9 protein-coding genes are annotated in these 18,408 nt (G+C 49.1%); 2 read left to right on the top strand and 7 right to left on the bottom strand.

What is annotated here, in order from left to right:
- The first annotated feature begins 454 nt into the window (after positions 1-454).
- Together NEA10_RS15325 and NEA10_RS15320 are read left to right on the top strand one after the other, a co-directional pair.
- The gene (locus tag NEA10_RS15325; protein WP_252662101.1) at positions 455-2,542 is read left to right on the top strand and encodes an FAD-dependent oxidoreductase; all 2,088 of its coding nucleotides are present in this window, start codon (positions 455-457) and stop codon (positions 2,540-2,542) included.
- Positions 2,543-2,651: 109 nt separating this feature from the next.
- Positions 2,652-8,090: a trifunctional serine/threonine-protein kinase/ATP-binding protein/sensor histidine kinase gene (locus NEA10_RS15320; protein ID WP_252662093.1), complete on the top strand. Its 5,439-nt coding sequence runs from the start codon at positions 2,652-2,654 to the stop codon at positions 8,088-8,090.
- 18 nt (positions 8,091-8,108) lie between these two features.
- Here NEA10_RS15320 and NEA10_RS15315 read toward each other — a convergent pair whose 3' ends face one another.
- The 7 genes from NEA10_RS15315 to iscB form a co-directional block, all read right to left on the bottom strand.
- The gene (locus NEA10_RS15315) at positions 8,109-10,769 is read right to left on the bottom strand and encodes a DNA polymerase III subunit alpha (protein ID WP_252662091.1); all 2,661 of its coding nucleotides are present in this window, start codon (positions 10,767-10,769) and stop codon (positions 8,109-8,111) included.
- A gap of 82 nt (positions 10,770-10,851) precedes the next feature.
- Positions 10,852-11,910, bottom strand: coding sequence for an anthranilate phosphoribosyltransferase (gene trpD / locus NEA10_RS15310; RefSeq protein ID WP_252662084.1), 1,059 nt, complete (start codon positions 11,908-11,910; stop codon positions 10,852-10,854).
- 112 nt (positions 11,911-12,022) lie between these two features.
- Positions 12,023-13,726 carry a SulP family inorganic anion transporter gene (locus NEA10_RS15305; protein ID WP_252662082.1) on the bottom strand — a complete coding sequence of 568 codons (1,704 nt, stop codon included), beginning with the start codon at positions 13,724-13,726 and terminating at the stop codon, positions 12,023-12,025.
- 63 nt (positions 13,727-13,789) lie between these two features.
- On the bottom strand, positions 13,790-14,275 hold the full coding sequence (locus NEA10_RS15300; protein ID WP_252662079.1) for a universal stress protein: 486 nt from the start codon (positions 14,273-14,275) through the stop codon (positions 13,790-13,792).
- Between the two features lie 57 nt (positions 14,276-14,332).
- Positions 14,333-15,811 carry a SulP family inorganic anion transporter gene (locus tag NEA10_RS15295; RefSeq protein WP_252662077.1) on the bottom strand — a complete coding sequence of 493 codons (1,479 nt, stop codon included), beginning with the start codon at positions 15,809-15,811 and terminating at the stop codon, positions 14,333-14,335.
- A gap of 229 nt (positions 15,812-16,040) precedes the next feature.
- Positions 16,041-16,982, bottom strand: a complete 942-nt coding sequence (locus NEA10_RS15290; protein ID WP_252662075.1) for a lysylphosphatidylglycerol synthase transmembrane domain-containing protein — start codon at positions 16,980-16,982, stop codon at positions 16,041-16,043.
- A gap of 84 nt (positions 16,983-17,066) precedes the next feature.
- Positions 17,067-18,338 carry an RNA-guided endonuclease IscB gene (gene iscB / locus NEA10_RS15285; protein ID WP_252662073.1) on the bottom strand — a complete coding sequence of 424 codons (1,272 nt, stop codon included), beginning with the start codon at positions 18,336-18,338 and terminating at the stop codon, positions 17,067-17,069.
- Positions 18,339-18,408: the final 70 nt, after the last annotated feature.

The following is an 18,408-nucleotide window of genomic DNA, read 5'->3' as shown; positions in this document are numbered from 1 at the left end:
CGCGGACTCCACAACTGCCAACCATGAGGCCAGAGGATAATTTTAACAGACTCAGGCAGCTCCAGGCAATAGCAGGATGGGCCTTAAGGACCTAGGGGATGAGCCATTGCCTGAAATTCCCAATGGGGGGTGTACACCCCTGAGGGTCAATCCATCACATCAGGACAGAGAACATCTCAAGGAAGACGAAAGAGAAGCCGGCAAAATTTCCAGTAGAAATTGAGGTTTGAGACCGTCTCGGTAGCACAGGTGGCTCAACCATACCATTTCCCTCCTTTCTCTTCACTTTGTTAATTTTGTCAAGTACAATTTATACCATTATCAATGAATTTCACCTAAATTTCCTTAAAGCCTGGATAAAAAATTCAACCTCACTCAGCAAACATTTGAGACCAAAATGGGTTTAAATTAAATCTACAGATTCACAGAGCTAAAAACACGTAGCGAGGATGACATGACGAAAGTAATTATTCTCGGGGGGGGCATCGCTGGCATGACCGCCGCCCATGAACTGGTCGAGCGTGGCTTTGAGGTTGAGGTGTACGAACTCAAAGACATTCCTGGAGGAAAAGCCCGCAGTATCAACGTCCCCAACAGTGCTGCACCCGGCAAAAAACCCTTACCTGGGGAACATGGATTTCGCTTCTTTCCGGGGTTTTACCGACATGTCACTGATACCATGAAGCGGATTCCCTACAAAGCGAATCGTCAAGGAGTTTTCGGGAACCTGGTAATCGCAACTCGTTTGGCCTTGGCTCGCCATAAAGCCGGTAAAGACCCCATCGTAATCTCAGCTCGTTTTCCCCGTAATTTTACTGACTTCGAGCTGATCCTCAAAGTTTTATTGAGAGTCCCTGACCTAGAGTTAAGACCCGGGGAGTTAGAATTTTTTGCCGAGCGAGTTTGGCAACTATTTACATCCTGCAAAGAACGACGGCTGGACGAATACGAAAGACTCAGCTGGTGGGACTATTTGGATGCCGAACGGAAATCGCCAGCGTATCAGTCTCTGCTGGCCCGGGGAATTACCACCTCCCTGGTAGCCTCACGGGCGGAACTGGCCAGTGTCAAAACCATTGGCTACATTTTCCTGCAACTGTTGTTAGATCTCATTGATCCCGCTAACAACAGTCCCGATCACATCCTCAATGGTCCCACCAACGATGTTTGGATTAACCCATGGTTGAACTATCTACAGTCGCGGGGAGTGACCTTCCATCTCTCAACTCGTTTGCGTTCACTGGAGGCCCAACCTGACGCTAGAGGTCAGATGCAAATCACCGGAGCTATCATCACAGATCTCAAGAACCAACACGATCGCACCGTAACAGGAGACTATTACATTGCTGCTCTCCCTGTGGACATGATGGCGGGCCTCGTCTCCGATGACTTAATGGCTGGGGATCCTAGTTTAGCGAACCTCAAGCGACTCGGAACCAGTACCGCTTGGATGAGTGGTATCCAGTTTTATCTCAATCGAGATATCCCCGTCACCCATGGTCACGTTGTTTACGTCGATGCTCCTTGGGCATTAACCTCCATCTCTCAACCCAGTTTCTGGACTGAGTTTCCCATGTCGGACTTCGGCGATGGAACCGTTGAGGGAATTATCTCAGCCATTGCCTCCAATTGCGGCTATTTCATTGACCCCAACACCGATGAGGTGGGCGCACTTAACGGTTCGAGAGGACTCAAAATCAAAAAACCGGCTCAGATTTGTTCCCCTGAAGAAATTAAAACCGAGGTTTGGGAGCAAATGAAGCGATCGCTGCAAAAAAATGGAAAACCCTTGCTAAAAGACAGTGATCTGAAATCCTGGTTCCTCGATCCCGGGATCACCTATAATTGCTCTGACTTGGTCAAAAACCCCGAGGAACTGGCTAAAATGCTTGATCGCAATCTCCCTGACTATTTCAAAACCCTATTCCTGTGGATCAATGAGCAAGACCATGTCACCCTAGAAGAGATTGCCGAGTATCTCAACATCGACCAAAGCCAGGCACGTCTGGCCGTCAACGCCCTAATTGCCAAAGGGTTCGTTGGCCCAATTCCCCTACCCGATAACGACAGCGAGGATCGGATTTTTCATAATCCTGGTCAGGACAGGCTTTGCTATCACAGCCGTCTCAGAGATGCCCAGGCTAACATCAATGGAGAACCGTTGTTGGTCAATTTGGTTAACACCTGGTCGTTACGTCCCGACGCTCACACCCAAATTCCCAATCTGTTCCTGGCCTCAGACTATGTGCGTACCAACACAGATTTAGCTACCATGGAAGCAGCCAATGAAGCAGCACGCCGAGCCGTCAATAGCCTTCTCGATGTTTCTAGGAGCAGGGCTCCTCACTGCAAAATTTGGGATTTGCAAGAACCCACAATCCTCTGTCTCCATCGTTGGGCCGATCAAATCCGTTACCGCAAAGGCCTACCTTGGAACGGAAACCTGTCTCCCTGGTATCTACGCTTGCTAATCCCGGTGGTTTTTCTCTGGGCCACCACAGAACGCATGTTACGGTGGATTAATAAGCTGCGTTCTGCCTAGTGATGAGTCCTGATCACAACCTCGCTTCTCACGCCAACCCCACTCCTCGCTCCAAGACATTATCCCAAGACGGTCGCGCTTTTTATTCCCCCCCTTGGTTTTAACCCCCATGTTGAAGCTATTAGAGTACCAGATCCTCGAAACCCTATCAGAAAGTCCCACCACCATTGTCTATCGGGCCGTAGATGGCCCGCAACAGCGTCCTGTTATTCTGAAGACTTTGCTGGCAGAACATCCGAAAGCAACGGAAATTGCTCGACTGCAATACGAATATGATCTCGTCTGTCAACTCGATTGTTCCGGCATCGTTAAACCCTATAGCCTCGAACAATGGCAAGGGCGCCCTGTTCTGGTCTTAGAAGACTTTGGGGGTCGAGATTTAAGCTATTGGCTCAACCTCAACATTTTAGATCTTGAACAAACGTTATGCATTGCCCAGAAAATTGCGATCGCCCTGGGACAACTCCATCAACAGCATTTAATTCATAAAGACCTTAAGCCAGAAAATATTGTCTTTAATCCCCACACCCAAGAGCTAAAACTGATTGATTTTTCCATCTCCTCTCGTCTGGGAAAAGAGAATCCCTGTATTAGCAGTCCTAACATACTTCAGGGAAGCTTAGCCTATATGTCCCCAGAACAAACCGGTCGTATGAATCGTGCGGTTGACTATCGCTCTGATTTTTATGCCCTGGGGGTGACACTCTATGAATTATTAACTGCTCAGCTCCCCTTTGATACGGACGATCCGATGGAATTGATCTATTGTCATATTGCTAAACCCCCGATCCCTCCTCATGAGCAGATCGCAGATCTGCCAGAGTCTGTCTCGGCTATCGTTCTAAAATTGATGGCAAAAACGGCTGAAGACCGCTATCAGAGCAGTTATGGAATCCAAAAAGACCTAGAAACTTGCCTTGAACACTGGAGAAAGACGAAAAGTATTCCTAGGTTCGAGTTTGCCAGCCAAGATCAACAGGGAACATTTAACATTCCAGAAAAACTCTACGGACGAGAAGCTGAAGTAAAACAACTCCTGGATGCGTTTGATCGAATCAGTCAAGGGACTTCAGAAATGCTGTTAGTTGCTGGCTACTCGGGGATTGGCAAATCTGCTCTTGTCAACGAAGTTCATAAACCCATTGTCCGTCAGCGGGGTTATTTCATTAGTGGCAAATTTGACCAATTTAAACGAAATGTACCCTATGCCTGTCTAATTCAAGCACTTCGAGAACTGGTGCGACAACTGCTCACAGAACCTGAAACACGGATTCTTGATTGGCGCGCTAAAATCAGTCAAGCCTTGGGACATAATGGCCAGGTTGTTACCGATGTAATTCCTGAAATTGAACTGATTATTGGCCCTCAACCCCCCGTATCACCTCTACCAGTTACCGAGTCTCAAAATCGCTTTAATCTCGTCTTTCGTGCTTTTATACGGGTATTTACTCAGCCTGAACATCCACTAGTTGTATTTCTAGATGATTTACAATGGGCTGACCCCGCCTCATTACAACTAATTCATCTGTTAATTGCAGATCCCGACAGTCATCATTTGCTCATGTTGGGTGCATATCGGGATAATGAAGTCAGCCTCAGTCACCCACTAATGATAACTCTGGCTAACATCAAACAGGAGGGCATAACCATTGAAACTCTAACGTTACACTCCCTCAGCTTAGACCACATCAATCATCTGGTGGGAGATACCCTTAATCAGCCTCAAGAAACCGTCGAACCTCTTGCAAAATTATTACTCAGTAAGACCCAGGGAAATCCTTTCTTTATCACCCAAACGTTCAAGTATCTCTATACAGAAAATCTGTTGCAGTATCATCAGGATACGAACTCTTGGTTTTGGAATTTGCAACAATTAATGAGCATTGATATCACGGATAATGTGGTTGAACTGATGGTTCATGAAATTAAACGATTGGATTCTTCAACACAAACGCTATTACAACTAGCCGCCTGCCTCGGCAGCAAGTTTGATTTACATATTTTAGCCATTGTTAATGATACCTCTGTTCCTCAAACAGCGGCAGAACTCTGGAGTGCAATTCATGCTGGATTAGTGATTCCCCTGGCTAGAACGACAGTGGAACTCTGGAGTGCAATTCATGCTGGGTTTGTGATTCCTTTAAATAATCAGGAGCCTATCCCCGAGGCGACCAAAAATCCGAACAACATTATTTTTTATAAGTTCCTCCACGATCGCGTCCAACAGGCTGCTTATTCCCTAATTCCCGAAGCTTGCAAGCAAGACATTCATTTACGAGTGGGACGGCGCTTACTTGACTATAGTAAATCTAATACTTTGGAGGAACGTTTATTTGATATTGTCAACGCACTTAATCTTGGGATGAATTTAATCAATGATCCCACTGAACGCCGTCAATTGAGTCGTCTGAACCTGGATGCTGGACTAAAAGCTAAAGCAGAGGCTGCCTACGCCTCAGCTTTGGAATACCTGAATGCTGGCCGGAAACTATTACCAGAAGATGTTTGGATGACAGACTATGAACTGGCGTTAGAATTGTACAGTCAATCTGTTGGAGTATCTTACATACAAGCACAACTTTCTGAAGCGCAAGTTTTGTCTGAAATCATCTTAAAGGAAGCAAAAACATTACTAGATAAAATCAAAGTTTATGAATTAAAGATTCAATGTTTCATTGCTCAAAATCAAATGCTGGATGCATTAAACACAGCATTATGGGTTTTAGACTTGCTTGGACATCCCCTAGAGGTCAATCCTGATATGTTGGAGTTAGTTGGCCCCATGCCCACATTAGAGGAAATCGCCGACTATCCGGAAATGAAGGATCCGTATCAACTGGCAGTATTACGAATTTTAGCCATTGTCAGTGGTCCGGCCTATCAAGCTCGTCCCGAGTTATTAGCTCATATTGTTGTTAATAGTCGGAACCTTTGTGTGAAGTTTGGCCATTCAGCCTTGGCAGCCTATTTTTATGGACTAATTGGGGGACCGAATAAAAATATTGAAACTAGCTATTATACGGGTCTAATTTCGTTGAAAATTTTAGAGCAGTATCCTTCTGATACCTTAAAATGCAAGGTTCATATGCTATTCAATTCCTTTAATAAACATTGGAAGGAATCCCACCAACTAACGATTACAGCGTTGGATGAGACCATCGCCATGGGCATGGATATCGGTGACGTAGTTTATGCAGCTTACTGTGCGATGTGGTCTTCGGGTTATATGGTAGTCATTGGAATGCCGTTACCAGAGGTCGTGGACAAACAAACCATGTATTTGGAACTGTTAGGAAAAACAAAACAGGATCATGGCTTGTATCCAACTAAGATGTGGCGGCAGTTAGTCCAAAATTTACAAGGGGATGCGCCAAATACAGTACGATTGGCTGGAGACTACTTTGAACCGAGCGATCGCGCTACCTTAGAAGTGGGACAGAATAGAATGTTACTGTTTCTTCTCTATTTTGCCGAGTCCCTTCTAGCCTATCTGTTTAAAGATTGGCAAACGGTGAAGGAGAAATATCCCGTTGCCGGTGAATATAAAAATTCCGCTTTGTCGTCTTTACTCTTTTGTTATTATCATTTCTATGAGGCTCTGATTAGTTGTGCCATCTATCCTGAGCTATCTCCCGAAGAACAGGCCATCGCCTGGGACTCCATTCAGGCCAACACCGCTCAAATTGAAGTATGGCAACAGGCTGCACCGGAAAATTATCAGAGTAAATGGGAACTGATCCAGGCGGAACAGGCTCGTCTCCAGGGCCAAATCCTTGAGGCGATGGACTATTACGATCGCGCCATCGCCTCGGCCGAGCAAGAGGGGTTTCTGGCCGAAGTGGCGATCGCTGCTGAACGGGCCGCTGACTTTTACCAGAGCTTGGGCCGGGAAAAAACCGCCAACCACTATCTACAAGACGCCTACTATGCCTATGAACGCTGGGGGGCAACCGCTAAAATGAAAGCGTTGCTGCAAGAGCATCCCCAGTTATATCACTTCGTGTTGCAACAAGGGTATAGTGGCTCAACGTTCTCGACTAAAAGCACTCTTAATCCTAGCAATTCCAAGGGGAAAGTCACCGTCAATCAAAGCAGCTTGACTCATCCAGCTCATTCTAATGATATGTTGGATTTAGGGACGGTTCTTAAGGCGACTCAAGTGCTCTCGGGCGAAATTTGTTTGCCTCAATTACTTGAAGAACTAATGACCTTGGCCTTAGAAAATGCTGGAGCGCAACAAGGCTATTTGGTCTTAGTGGAAGAAGAGTCCTTAAAAATTGCTGCTTCAGGTCAAATCGAATCAAGTATTACAGTTGACGTTGAAACAAAACCCCTAGCTATTTCAGAAACTCAACTACCCCTGTCATTGATTTATTACGTACAACGCACTCAAGACTCGGTGGTGCTGTCCCATGCCATTGAAGAAGAAATTTTTAGCCAAGATCCCTACATTCAGGCTCATCAAGTCCAATCCATTCTCTGTTTACCCATTGTGCAACAGGGAACATTTATGGGACTATTGTATTTAGAGAACAATCTCACGCAAGGTGCCTTCACATGCGATCGCCTAGAAATCCTAAAAATCCTTTCAGCACAAGCGGCAATTTCCATTGATAATGCTCGCCTCTACCGTCGTTTAACCGAATATAGCCACCATCTCGAAGATAAAGTCGCCGAGCGCACTCAGGAACTACAAGAGAAAAACCGAGATTTACAATCGGCCTTGGTGGAATTGCAACAGACGCAAACACAACTGATTCAAACTGAAAAAATGTCAAGCCTGGGACAGATGGTTGCTGGCCTAGCTCATGAAATCAATAATCCCATCAGCTTCATCTCCGGTAATATCATGTATGCTCGTAACTACTTTCAGGATTTAGAGGAGGTCATCAAACTGTATGAAACTGAATTTGGCCCCCTCAAACCCTCCCTTGCCAAGCGACTTGAAGAGATTGACCTAGATTTTCTCTATAAAGACATTCAGGATATTTTTAACTCCATGCAAAAGGGGAGCGATCGCATCCGTAGTATTATCCTCGGGTTGCGCAACTTCTCACGCTTAGATGAATCTGAATCTAAGATGGTGGACCTCCATGAAGGACTCGAGAATACGCTGGCTTTGGTGCAACATCGCCTCACCTCCCTTACCCCAAAACGGGTCATTAAAGTTCACAAAATCTATGGAGACCTACCACAGGTCAACTGCTACCCCAGTCAACTCAATCAAGTCTTTCTAAATTTGCTGAACAATGCCATTGATGCCTTGCTTCCTTTCACTGACCAGATCAATCCTGAGATTAAGATTAAAACGGCTTTCGTTGATGGCAACCACATTCAAATTCAGCTGAGCGATAACGGACCGGGGATGAATGAGGAGGTCTCTCAGAAAATTTTCGACCCCTTCTTTACGACCAAACCGGTGGGAAAAGGAACAGGGTTGGGTCTCTCCATCAGTTATCAAATTATCACCGAGCAACATAAAGGTCAGTTATTCTGTGACACTCAGCCGGGCCAGGGAAGTCAATTTACAATTGAGATTCCCATCTAAACCATCTCAATTTGAGGGTTAAACCGCAGCCAAAGACAAGTCCGGAATTCTATCTAGCTCAAACTTGAGATACTTAAGATCCAGACCTTGCTCAAAAATCTCGTCAATGGGTAGCATTTCACCCGACTCAGTCATAAACTTATGGTCTGGCGTGGCGCGAATAACCGCACCATCCTCTAGGGTATATTCAAACACCTCTTGCACACCGCGATCGTGCCACTGAGCAATGGGTTGAGTATAGACATGACCATGGCGATCAACACTATACACCTGACAAGCAATTCGTTCTTCAACAAGGCGACCAATGGGTAACACTCCATACTCCACCGTCAAAACTTCGGTGTCATAGGTCAAACAATACTCAGCGAACTTGACCATCTGGTCAAACAGAGCCTCAGCGGTCTTTTTATCCACCCCATTCTTGGCACACCCATCAATAAAAATGCCATGATGCTTCTGCATCTCCGACATCTTTTTCTTACCCATGGCCCGACGCAGCAAGTCCGCTTCCCCCAAAGAATACCCCGCCATATCCTGAGCGATTTTCATAATCTGCTCCTGATAGACCATTACCCCATAAGTCTCCTTAAGAATCGACTCCAACATCCCATGGTCGTAAACAATTTCCTCACGACCATGTTTGCGGTTAATAAACTTAGGAATCAGACCCGCATCTAATGGCCCCGGACGGTAAAGTGAGAGAATTGAGGAAATATCATCAATACAAGAGGGTTTCAAATCCCGTACCACCTGGCGCATCCCCGAGGATTCCAACTGAAACACCCCTTCGAGTTTTCCTTCGGCGAGGAGTTTATAGGTTTTTTGGATGTCTTTGGGTAATTGAGTCTCAGGATTTCGCGCTAGAATCGCCTGACCTTTCCGTTCATGAATAGTCAACTCATCGGGGTCAATTTGGGTTCCTTGGGTTTGTTGCACCAAATCCAAAGTTTTTTGAATCGTGGTTAGGTTTTTTAATCCCAAAAAGTCCATTTTCAACATTCCCATGGATTCTAGATCTTCCATGGGATATTGGGTAGTAATCCCCCCATCTTTGTTACGCTGTAAGGGGACAATTTCATCAATGGGGTCAGCAGAAATAATTACCCCCGCTGCGTGAACTCCTGTTGATTTATTGGTTCCCTCAATGCGGATAGCCATATCCAGCCACCGCTGGACAATGGGGTCGCTGTCGTAGGCCTCCTTAAATTCCGGGACTGGAGTCGCATCGGAAATCATCACCTTCAACTTTTCCGGTTTTCCCCGCGAGACCGGAATCATTTTCGCCATTTGGTCGGCTTGTTTGTAGGGAATATCTAACACCCGCGCCACATCTTTTAAGACCGCTTTAGAGGTCATGCGGTTAAAGGTGACAATTTGCGCCACGCGATCCACCCCATATTGCTCGGTGACATAGTGAATCATATCATCCCGACGTTCGATGCAGAAGTCCGTATCAATATCTGGCATTGACTTCCGTTCGGGGTTGAGGAAACGTTCAAACAGTAAGCCATGATGGACGGGGTCAATGTTGGTAATTCTGAGGGAATAGGCGACCAACGAACCAGCAGCTGAACCGCGTCCGGGACCAACGGGGATGTTATGATCTCGGGCAAATTTGATGTAGTCCCAGACTACCAAGAAATAGGTAGAGAACCCCATCTGTTGCATCATTTTTAGTTCAAATTCTAGGCGTTCCTTATATTCTTGGTTTAACTCACTACGGCTTTTGGCGTTGAGGCGTTCGAGTAAGCCGGCCCAAGTGACGTCTTCGAGATAGGTGTCGGCGGTGTAGCCAGAGGGAATGGGAAAATTAGGAATCCGAGTGTCACCGAAGAGGTCATAGGGTTTGATTTTGTCGGCCACTTTCAGGGTATTGGCGATCGCCTCCTCAATCACCTCATCCTCCAAGTGGTCTCGGAACAGTTGCGCCATTTCTTCAGCGGTTTTCAGGTATTCGGTCCCGCTATAGCGCAGTCGTTTATCTTCAATAATAGATTTCCCAGTTTGAATACAGAGCAGCGCGTCATGGGCTTCAACGTCGTAACAGGAGATATAATGGGAGTCGTTACTGGCGATAATTTCAATATCGAGTTCCCGAGCAATGCGGACGAGTTCCACATTCACTACTCGGTCTTCTTGGGAGCCGTGGTCTTGAATTTCTAGATAAAAATCTTCGCCAAAGGTATCTTTATACCACGTGGCAATACGACGGGCCACATCGAGGCGGTTCCGGAGAATCGCCTGGGGAATTTCACCCCCTAAACAGGCACTGGTGACGATTAGGCCTTCGCGATATTCGGCGAGGAGGTCTTTGTTGATGCAAGGACGGGAAAAAATGCCTTTGCCTTGATACCCTTCTAGGTGAGAAATGGTGGTGAGTTTGGTTAAGTTTTTATAGCCGATGTTATCTTTGGCTAAAACGACTTGGTGATAGCGAGGGCGACGTTCTTGTTTGGTGATGTCGCCATTGATGACATACATTTCATTGCCGATAATGGGTTTAACCCCTTTGCCTCGGCAGATTTTCACCAATTGCGCCGCACCGTACATCACCCCATGGTCCGTGAGGGCGATCGCGGGCATTTCCAGTTCAGCGGCGCGATCGACGAGCTGCTGAAGTTGGCTGGCACCATCGAGGAGACTGTAATCGCTATGAATATGTAAGCCAACAAAAGACATGGTTAATTCTGACCTGTTAAGAGCGGTAGGGGCGAAAATATTTTCGCCCACCGTGGGAAGCGTGTAGGGAGTTTCCCAGGTTTTAGTCGTTTAAGAAGCGGACTAGCGTTTCCAGTTTATCCCAGGCCGCGCCACTTTGGAGGACATCACGGGCGATCGCCAACCCCGCCGCCGTGTCTCCCATGGGAACCGTCCCCGCCACCTGGAGAGCCAAGGCACTATTGAGGGCCACCACATCTTGCTGAGCTTGAGTCCCTTGTCCTTGCAGGAGCGATCGCAGAATCTCGGTGTTCTCCTCAATCTCCCCCCCTCGCAGAGCCTCCGTTGGAGCCAACGTCAGGCCCAACTCCCGAGGATTGAGTTCATTAGACGTCACCTGGCCCCCGTCCAACACCGCCAAATCCGTAATATCCGCCAATCCGGCCTCATCCAGACGTTCCCGGCCATGGAGCACAATGGCCCGCTCCGTTCCCAACTCACCCAGGGCCCCAGCCAAAATACTCAATAACCCCGGATCATAAACCCCCATCACCTGTCCCGTGGGCCGCAAGGGATTCACCAGGGGTCCGAGGAGATTAAACACCGTCCGCACCTTGAGGGTTTTCCGCAGGGGAACCACCGCCTTCATGGCCGGGTGCCAACCGGGAGCAAAGAGAAACGTTACCCCCACTTCAGACACCGCCGCCTCGATGCGTTCAGTCGGGGCCTGGAGATTAATCCCCAAGGCTTCCAACACATCCGCCGACCCCACCTTACTCGACGCCGAGCGATTACCATGTTTCACCACCGTCACCCCAGCAGCGGCGGCGACAAAAGCTACACAAGTGGAGATATTAAAGGTCGAGGCCCCATCTCCCCCCGTCCCACAGGTATCGATACGGGGAGTGGGGAGAGGGGCCTCAGTGGTCGGGTGACTGAGGGATTGTAGCACTTGGGCCATTCCCACCAATTCCTCGCGATCGACCCCTTTGGCTTGCAACGCCGCCAGGATGGCCCCCGAGAGGACTGGGGGAATCTCCTCCTTGAGCCAGCCTTGCATCAACTGACTGGCCTGCGATCGCGTCAGGGACTGACCATCGAGAAGTTGTTGTAGCAAAACAGACGGATTTAGAGTAGCCGCAGAGACAGAAGCGTCAACCATAATGATTTGATCTTTGCCCCCAATTATGAAACAAAAGGGCAGCAAACAAAAGGGGGGGTCTCAAACCCCGGGTTTCCCAACCCTCAGAGGAGTCGTTGACTCTCCCTTGAGGTCAACGCTTACGGCGTAACGTCCCCATCTCGGCTCGTTCTGCGGATTTCGCATTAATCAGAGCCACCCCCTGACGTAGGGCCTCAACCCGAGATTCAAACACCTTCTCCCGAGTCAACGCCGCCAAGACGTCCATGCGATCGAGCCGTTCAAGGACTCGTCCATGGGCCCCCACCAAAAAGACATCGCGGCGATTCTGGTTGGCCTCCAAGACCATCGTTTCAATGGCTAACGAGGCCGTCACCCCCAAGCGGGGAACATTGGACAAATCCAACACTAACAGATCATAATCATTCACCATCGTGATTTGCTGCGAAATCGCCTTTGCCGAGCCAAAACTCATCGGACCACTAATGGCAAAGAGCATCAAGCGGCCCTTAACTTGTTCCAATAGGTCTTGCTCTTCCTGATTGAGAGATTCATCACTGGGGTTAACAATGGCTTTAACCTGTTTCGCCTGTAACTCGCTTAAGCCCTTAATCGTCAACAAGTTGGCGAAGAATACACCCACCGCCACGGCTGTAATCAAGTCCACAAACACCGTCAGGAATAAGACCCCATACATCAAACCCGTGGCCTTCAGAGAAATGCGATGGGCCCGTCTTAAAAAGCTCCAGTCAATAATATTGATACCAACTTTAATTAAAATTCCCGCCAACACGGCATGGGGAATGGGTTCTGTGAAGCGACCGGCTCCCAACATCACCACCAGTAAACAGAGACTATGCACCACCCCAGAAAAGGGTGTGCGTCCTCCCCCCTGCACATTAACCACCGTTCGCATGGTGGCCCCCGCACCGGGTAAACCGCCAAACAGTCCCGCCACTACGTTACCCAGGCCTTGACCAATCAATTCCCGGTTGGGGTCATGTTCGGTGTGGGTGATGTTATCGGCCACCAGGGAGGTGAGTAAGGAATCGATCGCCCCCAAGGTCGCTAACATCAGACCATAGCCGGTCATAGTTCTCAGGGCCTCCCATTCAAACTCCGGTAAGCGAAGTTCAGGCAGGCCGCTGGGAATCTCACCAATGACTGGTAACTCAGTCTCCCCGAAAAATAGCAGTCCCATCACTGTTCCCACCACCAAAGCCAGCAGCGGCGAGGGAAGGATCCGGTTCAGCCGTCGTGGCCAAGTGAAGACAATGACCAGGGTTACCGTTCCTAGAATCACAGCGGGCCCATTGGGGTCCCTCAGATAACTCGGCAAATCCCGCATCGCCTCAATGACACTCGCTGAGGCGGTATGACCTAAAAAGGGGCCCAGTTGCAAGGCTACAATAATAACACCAATCCCCGACATAAAGCCAGAAATGACCGTATAGGGCATCATCGTGACGTAGGTTCCCAGTTGCAGGGCCCCAAAGATGATTTGAAATAGCCCCCCCAACATGACCACCGTAAAGGACATGGTCAATCCTTCCTCGACCCCATATTGAGCTGTCAGGCCAGTAAACACCGACGCCATGACCACCGTCATCGGCCCAGTGGGACCAGAAATTTGTGAGGGAGTGCCGCCAAAAATGGCCGCAAAGATACCCACAAAAATAGCCCCATATAACCCTGTAATGGCTCCCGCACCGGAGGAGACGCCGAAGGCCAAGGCCAGGGGCAGAGCGACAATCGAAACCGTTAATCCCCCAAGGAAATCTCCCTTGAGGTTACGCAAGTGGAGGTTTGGAAACCACCGTTTAAGTGTGTAGAGCATTGATAACTTCCGATAACATTCAAAAAAGAATCAGGCATTGTGGACAAGTTGAAAACAGCAGACTTAACGGTAGAGCAGCACAGGAATGTCACTCGCCCGTAACATTTGAGCGGTAGTACTGCCGATGACTAAATGGCGAATCCGACTATGGCCATAAGCCCCCATGACTAATAGATGAATACTGTGGTCGTCAACATAAAATTCATAAAAGCAGTCGACGAGAAATCCGGTTTTGTGAATCAGGTTGATGGCTTGTAGACCAGTATTACTCAAGATTTTCTCGGCTTTCTCTAAAATGAACTTAGCCCGTTGATTATTGATTTTAGCTTTTTCATGTTCTAAGTCCACTAGCTTGTTGAGCAGATCTTGGGAGGAGCCAATGCCGATACTGCCGCTAAGGTTGCCGGTTGAGACTACTTTTTGGCTGTGAATGTCGGTGACAAACAAGACACTTACTTCAGCGGATAAGCGGTGTGCCAACCAACTGCAATAGTAATAGCTTTTTTCTGCAAACGATGAACCATCGGTACAGACAAGGGTTTTTTTCATAGTGTTTTCATGAGGTTTAGGTTAGGGGCGAAACAGTCATGAGAGCATCATTAGGTGTTACTGTTGCTCCACTAAATTGGGGTTGTCTTGCACCGTTAATTTATCTAGGAGGGTGGCACTGGCTTCATTTAAACCCAGTAGCTCAACATCAGCCCCATTACGACGGAACTTGAGAACCACTTTGTCAATGGCCGCCACGGCCCCCTGGTCCCAAAGGTGAGCGTAGGTCAGATCAAGGGTGATGCGATCTACCCGTTCACTGAAATCAAAGGAATCTAGGAATTCTTCGATCGAAACAAAGAAGATCTGACTGGCGACTTTATAAATACGGTGGCTGCCATCTTCACTCAAGACTTTATCCACAAAGACCAACTGGGCAATTTTACGCGAGAAGAAGACGGTACTCATGATGATGCCAGTGGCTACCCCCAGGGCAAAATTGCGGGTGGCGATCGTCAGTAACATGGTGGTTAGCATGACGACGGTTTCACTACGCGGAATGCGGGTGATGGTTTGAATGGAAGTCCAGCGGAAGGTGCCAATGGAGACCATAATCATCACAGCCACTAGGGTGGCCATGGGGATTTGTTGCACCCAATCACTTAGGGCAAGAATCACAAAGAGTAGGAAAATCCCAGCCGCAAAGGTTGAGAGTCGTCCTCGGCCTCCCGATTGTACGTTAATCACCGATTGGCCAATCATGCCACAGCCTGCCATACCGCCAAAGAAAGAGGTGATGATGTTAGCTACTCCTTGCCCTTTGGCTTCTTGGTTCTTATCACTGGGGGTGTTCGTGAGGTCATCAACCAGGGTAGCCGTGAGGAAAGAGGCCAATAATCCTACAATAGCCATGGTTAGGGACGTGGGCAAGATAATTTGTAGGGTTTCTAGGGTTAAAGGAACATCGGCCAGGCTAAAAACCGGTAAAGCTGTGGGGAGTTCTCCCATATCGCCCACGGTAGGAACATCGAGATCCCAGATGATATTGGCAAAGGTCATCACGGCGATCGCCACCAGAGGGGAGGGGAAGGCTTGGGTAAACCGGGGCAGAATATAGATAATGCCCAAGGATAGGGCCGCAATCACGTACACCGCTGGGGGAACGTTGGTTAGTTGTGGCAATTGTGCCAGGAAAATCAAGACGGCTAAGGCGTTGATGTATCCCGTGACCACAGACCTGGGTACGTATTTCATTTGTCGACCCAGTTTCAGGAAGCCAAAGATGACTTGGAAAATACCGGTCAGTAGGGTGGCCGCGAGCAGGTAGTCGAGTCCATGATCTCGGACTAAATCGATCATTAGCAAGGCCATAGCCCCGGTGGCGGCGGAGATGGAACCGGGGCGTCCCCCGAGAACGGCGGTGACCACAGCAATGATAAAAGATGCGTAGAGTCCTACTTTGGGGTCAACGCCCGCAATAATGGAGAAGGCGATCGCCTCGGGAATTAAGGCCAGGCCCACCACGGCCCCGGCTAAAATGTCGCCTTTAACATTCGAGAACCAGTCTCGTTTTAGGACATCAGGATTTAAGTTCATAGGGAGTTGAAAACACTGTAGTTGCGTGGCTTTGTCAGAAAAATACCACAACAAGGCAGTTACGTCTTACGGGCGACGGCTCGGACATCGAACATAGATCACAACTGTTGAGTCCTCTGACTCAAGAACAAGCAAACGAACTCACGCTTCCCAAGGTTGAAATTTCATGGGTTTTGCGGACGTTGGAGAGTTTAAGGAGCCTCACCCAGGGAGCAACGACTCACCGGACTCAAGATGTGCGGCAATGATTCTCCCAAAGAACGGCGATCGCGGCCCCGGCCGCTTCTGCTAAAACACTAATCAGGCGATAAAAGGTGACGGCGGCTAACACCGTACCCATCGGGAAACGGGTCCCCAAGACTGACACGGCGGTGGCTTCGAGAACTCCAACCCCTCCCGGGGCCCCAGGGACGACTAATCCCAGTAGCCAGGCTAAGCTAAAGCCGCCAAACAACAGAGGCAAATCTGAGGGGGATATGGGGGCGATCGCCCACCAAGCCAACAGAAAGCCACTGGTTCGCAATCCCACAAACAACAACTCCCCCAACAGAGGACGCAGGGGATAGCGGCGAATGCGAAACTCTTTTGTCCCCGAGGGACTCGCCGCCGCCTCAGTCTCGGGGAGAGATTTCCCCTTGAGTTTCATGCGGGCGACTCGTTCCAAAACCGGGTTCAACAACCGGGGATGAATCCCCACACAGACGGCGACGAACGCCAACCCCCCCAGCCAACCGCGAGCTTCCCCCACCGCCAATAAGACCACCGGTAGAGTCGCCGCCGCCATCAGCAGGGGTTCAAGCAGAACACTGGCCGTCACCGCTACCCCCGATAACTCTGCCTTTTGCCCTTCGCGAATCCGTCCGTAAAAATGCCAGATATTGCCAGGGAGATATTTGGCAATGTTGGTTTTCAGGAACACACGAGTCGCCCAGGGTTGGGATACCGGTTGGTTAAACTCCCGCAAAATCCAACCCCACACCCATCCAGACCAGGTATGAGCTAGTAAGGTGACCATTAATGAGACGATGAGCCAAGTTCCGCCCTGAGGAGTGAGGCGAATCTGACTCACCTCACTCCAATGCCGATAGAGGGTTTGTAGGAGAAAGAAGAGGGTCGCCCCTACGATACACCAGCGCAGATAGGGTTTGAGGCGGCGTAGGAGTGATTTCACGTAAACCTCTTGCTCGCGTGGAAGCCCCGTGTCTTTAGACCGGGGAGGAAACGCGACCGGGGGACTTTAGTCCCCGTCAATCTTTCAAGCATAGGCGTAACCATCCTTCCTGTGAATCGGTTTGCAGTATTTGTGGCTGATGCCTGCCACCCGTACAGAAGCGGTGGTAATATCAAAACTACCAGACGCACGGCAGAGAACCCGTCCCACGTAGGAACCAATTTTCTTGCCTTCGGTAACCGTGGCGGCCACGATGTCGCCAGTCCGAAAGCCCTTGTGAACCTGAATCCGTGAGCGGTGACGAGTCGGGAATCCGTACTTATTCGTCCCGCACATCTGACGGGTTCCATGCCCCTTGGCTAAAATCAGCAACGGTTTTGACGTCAGAACTTCCAGTGATTCGACGGGTCCAACACAGGCAGCATCAAGCCAGTGAGCTTTAGGTAGGTTGAGCCTCAGTCGATTGAACTTCGTTTGTCCCCCCGTTCCTGTAGTGACTGGGAGTCCTGTTGCTTTGAGAGCCTTGAACAAGGCCCATCGGGTCGAGTTAACGGCCGCCGCATCTTTAAGGGGTGATTTTGCCTGCCCCAGAAGACGACTCAGGACATCAGGCTGGCCCGATAAAAAATCCCGAATGTCCCCATGGCCTTTGGCTTGATTGCATGAGTGGCAAGCCAGGGTCAGGTTAGACACCCGGTCAGAGCCCCCCTTAGACCGAGGCTGGATATGCTCAACTTCAAGTGGTACATTTTGAGCCCCACAGTAAGCACAGGTTCGGCCCCACTTCTCCAACAGGTATTCCCTGACTTCATAGCCTTGTAATACTCCCTGCTGATACTCTATGCCTGAGATTTCAGGGTTTTCCATCAATTGCAGGTCGAACCGTACTAGCTCTTGAGCTATGCTGCCAACTGGGGCAAGTCTGCGGAATCGGTTAACCCAGGTCATTAGAGTATCTACTCGATGCTGCAAGCTGGGAGCTAACCAACCTTCGGGACGAGTCCGATTCAAGAACCGAGCTGGTCGATATCGGGTCTTGCGGTTTCGTCGAGAACGTCGGAGTTGACGACGGGACAGCAGTGCTTCCTTAATCTGCTGTCCTCGGTGCTGCAACTCGGCAGCAAAGATAATATGATTCCCTTGCTTCAAGGCAATTCCAGTGACTTTAGAGCCTGGGTCTAGTTTGAGTTCGAGGGGTTCAGGATTAGCGTCAACCTCCTTGTTGAGAATAATGGTGAATGGGTAGCGTCGAAATACCGATGCTTTCCCCGCTTTGAGTAGTGACCGTGCTACCCCGGGCTGGCAGGGTGTCAGGGGCTTGCGGTTGCTATCTAAAACGAAAACATGGTTAGACATTGTTGCGTCTCTTCTGATTGCTCGTAACGTTTGCCTCGCCAAGGTTCAGAGTCGGTACTTTCCCAATCGC

Origin of the sequence: Phormidium yuhuli AB48 (assembly GCF_023983615.1) — a bacterium.
Taxonomy (GTDB): Bacteria; Cyanobacteriota; Cyanobacteriia; order Cyanobacteriales; family Geitlerinemataceae; genus Sodalinema; species Sodalinema yuhuli.
Note: the sequence above shows the minus strand (reverse complement) of the source record. Positions and strands in the feature narration are given on the sequence as shown.

Coding starts and splice junctions, on each gene's coding strand:
- iscB (WP_252662073.1), bottom strand. CDS start 18,338: ATGTCTAACCATGTTTTCGTTTTAGATAGCAACCGCAAGCCCCTGACA.
- NEA10_RS15300 (WP_252662079.1), bottom strand. CDS start 14,275: ATGAAAAAAACCCTTGTCTGTACCGATGGTTCATCGTTTGCAGAAAAA.
- NEA10_RS15305 (WP_252662082.1), bottom strand. CDS start 13,726: ATGCTCTACACACTTAAACGGTGGTTTCCAAACCTCCACTTGCGTAAC.
- NEA10_RS15325 (WP_252662101.1), top strand. CDS start 455: ATGACGAAAGTAATTATTCTCGGGGGGGGCATCGCTGGCATGACCGCC.
- trpD (WP_252662084.1), bottom strand. CDS start 11,910: ATGGTTGACGCTTCTGTCTCTGCGGCTACTCTAAATCCGTCTGTTTTG.
- NEA10_RS15295 (WP_252662077.1), bottom strand. CDS start 15,811: ATGAACTTAAATCCTGATGTCCTAAAACGAGACTGGTTCTCGAATGTT.
- NEA10_RS15320 (WP_252662093.1), top strand. CDS start 2,652: ATGTTGAAGCTATTAGAGTACCAGATCCTCGAAACCCTATCAGAAAGT.
- NEA10_RS15315 (WP_252662091.1), bottom strand. CDS start 10,769: ATGTCTTTTGTTGGCTTACATATTCATAGCGATTACAGTCTCCTCGAT.